The organism is Pseudanabaena biceps PCC 7429, assembly GCF_000332215.1.
Taxonomy (GTDB): Bacteria; Cyanobacteriota; Cyanobacteriia; order Pseudanabaenales; family Pseudanabaenaceae; genus Pseudanabaena; species Pseudanabaena biceps.
This window is the reverse complement of sequence record NZ_ALWB01000349.1, coordinates 1-3,587: the sequence shown is the minus strand read 5'-3', so window position 1 is coordinate 3,587 and position 3,587 is coordinate 1. Positions and strand designations below refer to the sequence as shown.

General features: G+C 45.8%; 2 protein-coding genes. Both read right to left on the bottom strand.

Annotated features, from left to right (window positions below; translation table 11 throughout):
- Window positions 1-453 precede the first annotated feature (453 nt).
- On the bottom strand, window positions 454-2,259 hold the full coding sequence (locus PSE7429_RS22105) for a phosphodiester glycosidase family protein (RefSeq protein ID WP_233424418.1): 1,806 nt from the start codon (window positions 2,257-2,259) through the stop codon (window positions 454-456).
- Window positions 2,260-2,377: 118 nt separating this feature from the next.
- Complete coding sequence (locus tag PSE7429_RS22100; protein WP_009629610.1) at window positions 2,378-3,436, bottom strand: NADP(H)-dependent aldo-keto reductase; 1,059 nt, start codon at window positions 3,434-3,436, stop codon at window positions 2,378-2,380.
- Window positions 3,437-3,587: the final 151 nt, after the last annotated feature.

The window sequence follows — 3,587 nt, the reverse complement described above, 5'->3', positions numbered from 1 at the left end:
TTGGTTCTGACAGTAAAAACAAGATGTACTTGTTCAAGTCACATTTTGCCGTTGATGGTTTGCTGATTTCCCTCATTTTTGCTATGGCTATTGCTGGCTAACTCAATGCCTATTTTCTCCCTTTTGTCAATGCGTAACTTCTATAGCTATATTCACTTAAGTCAGGACATCAAACCCAATAGAGAGTTGCGGCGCGAAGCGCCGCAACTCTCTATTGGGTTTGATTCCTGACTTAATAGGCTATAGCTATATAGCAATGCCACTCATCCCCAACTAAATCAAGCATTGCTATAGGCGAAAAATTATATGATCAACTCATTATACTTTGTTCGCTAATCTAATTTGCCAATCTACAGCAATTTCCGATTAAAAGAGCTACCAGAAATTTTTTAAAAGAGTTGCTAAGCAACTCTTTTAAAAAATTTCTGGGTTTGGATTTGGGCGCAAAGTTACTTAAAATTGTGGTTTTGAGGGAGGAGGAGCAATAAATATGGCGATCGCATTATTAACTGGTGCGATCTCCGTCACCGAGCGATTGAGAACTTCCCCACCAAGAAAGAGGGTAGAAGAACTACCACCATCAAGATTGAGCGCATCTACTGCCCCCATTTTTTTGAGAACTTCAGCAGTCTGGAGGAGGTTGGGCGCAACCCCGTCAGGGGCAGCTTGAACTGTCGCAAGGAGCAGTTTACCTTTTTCCTTAGTTGTGGCGATCGCACTGCGGTTAGCTGCCTGAGTATCAAAACCTGCTTGAAACTGTTCTACTTTTCCGTCTAAAGATAAGCTTCCATTTTTGAGTAGCAATGGACCTGCCCCAATTAGATTTGGAAAGCTGGCAAACTTGTCAGGAATGAAGGCTTGCCGACCGCGAACGGTCATCCCCACGGGTAATTGATTTGCCGCATCAGGCGTTTGTCTTGCCACTAGGACATAGCCATCACTGGGAATGGCAACCTGTCCGACACCGACGGCACTGCCCTGATATTGAGCAGTGACCCGATCGCCTCGTACCACAATGATCAGTTCGTTTTCGGTAAGCGGAGTATACAGGCTACCCCAATTGGATGTATAGCGAGCAATTCCCCTTTGCACGTAACCGCTATTGAGATTAGTAAGGGCAATTTTTGCCTGATTTGCCGTACTGATTTCTTCATTGAAGTTGAGGCGATCAATGATCGCGTCACCCTGCTCGTTCCAAGCGATCGCGCCTCTGACTAGCGCCGTTCCCGCGATCCACCGATTGCCTTCTCGAATTGCTCCTACGGGTAACTTGCGAATGCGGTTAAAAAATCCTCCGTTGATTGCACCGATGGCTTGAGACTGTTCCACCATTTGCGGCACTGGCATTAAACCCATGATGCCTTCAGGTGAACCTTCGGGATTGCTCCAAATGGGACGTAATCTTAATCGCGGCGATTTCAAATCGACCTCTAAAGCCGTAACCGAGAATTTAATGGTCTTAGGGTCTTTATCTGTTTTGGGCTTGTTTGGAATTTCGACAACCCGTTCGATTCTACGCAGCCCCTCTGCCCATTGCACCGTCAAGCTAGGGGGAATATAGTCGCGCCGCAGATCGATGACTAGTTTCGGTGATGGACTACTGAGCATCTCGATCGCAGGTTGGAGCGATTCATTCAACAGAATCTGAATTTGGGTCGATTTCCCCATTGGCAATACGTTAACCGATTTTACCAAGTTCCCAGCGATCGCATTGGAGCCAATGGGGAGATCGGGTGAAACTTCCGCTGATACAAAGATCGTGATCGTATTACCCTGCTGACTGACTCGCCAAGGCGTGCGCCGACTGAGATCGATCGCTATGCGATCGCCCCAAACCTGCTTGCTCCGACGCAGAGATTGCATTTGGGCATCGGGGGTATAAATATTGAGAGTAGGACCTGAGATTTCTGTCCGCCATTGCTCGGTAAATGGTGCGAGGGAGAGATAGCGCAATCGCCCCGTATTATCAAAGGTAACCTGTGAGAAGGTGGGACTCGAAAACCATCGCAGTTTTTGGCGATCGGCTTTGTCCGAATCCATCATCTGTACCCCTAAACCACCCGTTAGCCAGTCCTCTTGTACGTATAAGTTTTGCTGTCCTTGCTCGACTTTCTTGATCCAACGCCCCGACCAAGTCTGTCCATTTAACTGGATGACATTGCCACTATCCGCGATATTGGCAGAGATTGCACCGTCAGCAATGAGAATTTGACAGCTAACAGCAGTAAGAAGGGGGATTAGCGCTTTACGGTAGGTCATTTTCATGGTGCAATTAGGGATTTTTAAGACGTTCTCTCTTTGAGGTAGGAGAGGAGATTGATGCAGAATTTATACCAAGTTAAGAAATGGCGTAGCCATTTCAACTTGAAAACTCTTTTTAAGGCGCAGGGTTAAAATAGCGGGCATGGACATGATCGATTTCTACTAAGATCTCATTACTAAGTCGAACATTAGCACTGTCGATATTTTCCTGAAGTTGTTCCATTGTCGTTGCGCCTATGATCGTACTTGCCACAAACCAACGACTCCTTACAAATGCTAAGGCTAATTGGGTAGGAGATAAATCGTACTTTTGTGCGATCGCGGCATATTCCGCAGTAGCCGCACGGACATTAACCTTGTTATAGCGTTGACCAAAGTTAGGAAATAGACCGATCCTAGTATGGGTATTGGTTTGGTCACCTTGGATATACTTGCCTGATAGATGTCCAAACCCAAGGGGACTATAGGCGAGCAAACTCACGCCCTCGCGATAACAAGCCTCGGCAAGGTGACTGTCAAAGGTACGATTGAGAAGACTGTAGGCATTTTGAATTGATAAAATCTTCGGCAAATTGAGTCTTTTGGCGGTATGACTAAATTCACAGATCCCCCAAGGAGTTTCATTGCTGACTCCCAAATGACGAATTTTACCTTCCTTTATGAGTTCGGCAAAGGTTTCTAATTGCTCGGCAATGGCGACCATTTCTCGCTCTTGCTGGGGATCAAAGGCTACCTGTCCGAACATCGGTACGTTGCGATCAGGCCAGTGAATTTGATAGAGATCGATGTAGTCAGTTTGCAAGCGCTTGAGGCTATCATCTACGGCTTGTAAAATATTTTTGCGACTTAAGGCGGCGATCGCATCATCGCGCAACCAATTGTAATTGCGTCCCGTACCAATAATTTTAGTAGCTACAATTAATTTATCGCGTTGTTGCTTGATACGAGGCTGAGCTAACCATTCACCGATATATTGTTCAGTTCTGCCCTGAGTTTCTGCTTTCGGCGGCACTGGATACATTTCGGCAGTATCAATAAAGTTCACCCCCTGCGCGATCGCATAGTCCAGTTGTTCGTGAGCCTCGGCGATCGTATTTTGTTGACCGTAGGTCATTGTCCCTAGGCAAATTTCGGACACCAAAAGATCGCTTGAGCCAAGCCTTTTATATTCCATGTTTGATGTATATATACCGCAAAACCAGAATACTACAGTGATTTCCGATTTATACGATTTATAAGTACGTCAGTATAATTAAATAATCAAACCAGAGCCTGTGTCTCCCGCGCAGCGGGAGACACAGGCTTTTAAGTTTTAAGTTTATTTA

What these genes read in the sequence shown, in the direction of transcription:
- PSE7429_RS22105 (WP_233424418.1), bottom strand. Translation starts at nt 2,259, where the DNA reads ATGACCTACCGTAAAGCGCTAATCCCCCTTCTTACTGCTGTTAGCTGT.
- PSE7429_RS22100 (WP_009629610.1), bottom strand. Translation starts at nt 3,436, where the DNA reads ATGGAATATAAAAGGCTTGGCTCAAGCGATCTTTTGGTGTCCGAAATT.